Origin of the sequence: Endozoicomonas sp. SESOKO2 (assembly GCF_024606245.1) — a bacterium.
Taxonomy (GTDB): domain Bacteria; phylum Pseudomonadota; class Gammaproteobacteria; order Pseudomonadales; family Endozoicomonadaceae; genus Endozoicomonas_A.
Window position 1 is genome coordinate 1 of the sequence record NZ_JAHHPQ010000533.1, and the last position, 1,249, is coordinate 1,249.

The following is a 1,249-nucleotide window of genomic DNA, read 5'->3' on the forward strand; positions in this document are numbered from 1 at the left end:
TAAAAATATCTGCTGTAGCCTTGTCTTTATAAAGAAGCGATCATGGATTACATGGTAGCACGGATACCATGCCAAGGTGTCCGATATTATCGGGTTAAGTGTGTAGTGGCACACTCTTGGCTCGCAGGATGCACTATCCACATTGTGGATAGTAACGCTCAATATCCACCGCACCTTTGCGTACCTTGAAGTCCGAAAGCGGAGACAGGTGTATACCCTGTGCCCCTCTTGAGAAGCAAACCAGATCTGGTCTCTGCGGAACACTACCTGACTTAGGATTGAGGTTCCGTGAGTGGTAAACATAAACTGAGCGTTTTTCGGATTGGTTTGGCTGTTATGAAACAAGTCGACCAGCATCCAAACCATCAGTAGGTGCTGGTTGCCATGCAGCTCGTCAAGATCGCCTCACTCCCAACTGGTCAGACTGAACCGCGCATAAACCCGAAAGTCATTCCCTGAGACACCCACCGGCTCGAGGGTCTGGGCGGCGGTGATTTCAACAGCGCCCCATTTGGCAGAGACTTTTGTCCCCAGGCCAGCGGAGGTGAGTTTTTCGTGGGAACCAGGCGTCCTTGTCTCGCCATGGTCAAGAAAGACAAAAGGTTCGATGGTGCTCTGTCGGAAGTTCAGGCCAGAGTAGTGTAACTCTGTCTGCTGACGCCAGCCTTTGTCGCCGGTAACCACACTGTTGTTGTACCCTCGAATGCTGTACAACCCGCCGAGGGCAAAGCCAAGACTCGACGGCAGAGTTGCTTCACTGGCCCACTGCGCCTCCCATGTGGACAGCACATAGAGTGGCGAGTCAAAGTTGTAGATCAGTGTCAGGCTCGGGTTCAACAAACTCAGGTACCGCACATCATCATTCAGAATGGACTTGCTGCGGAGTCTGCTGTACACAAGCCGGCCATTGACCTGCCAGCTGTCGTCCAGCAGATTCAATTCCTGTCCGAACTGCAGCTGATCATTACGGTAGTCAGACAAAGGTTCATCAGCCACAGCGTTTTCCGAACGGGTACTGCTGGCAGAAAAAAGCAGGTTCAGCCAGCCATCAATGTCCGACCAGAACAGGTAACTGGCATCCAGGGTATAACGTGTCGTATCACCTGTGACATCGACATCAACTGTCGTGATCTCCAATTCACTATCGGTGTACTGGAAACTCCCTCCCAGCCTCCAGCCATCTTCGCCCACCACCCGGTTGTAGCTGGCGCTGAATGATTTCAGTCCATCAGACGTCAAGCCATAGCCT

General features: G+C 52.1%; 1 protein-coding gene. It reads right to left on the reverse strand.

Annotation, left to right across the window (positions count from 1 at the left end):
* Positions 1-405: 405 nt before the first annotated feature.
* Positions 406-1,249 (reverse strand): ShlB/FhaC/HecB family hemolysin secretion/activation protein (locus KDK17_RS13060; protein WP_257288233.1); only part of this gene is annotated, 844 nt, incomplete at its 5' end.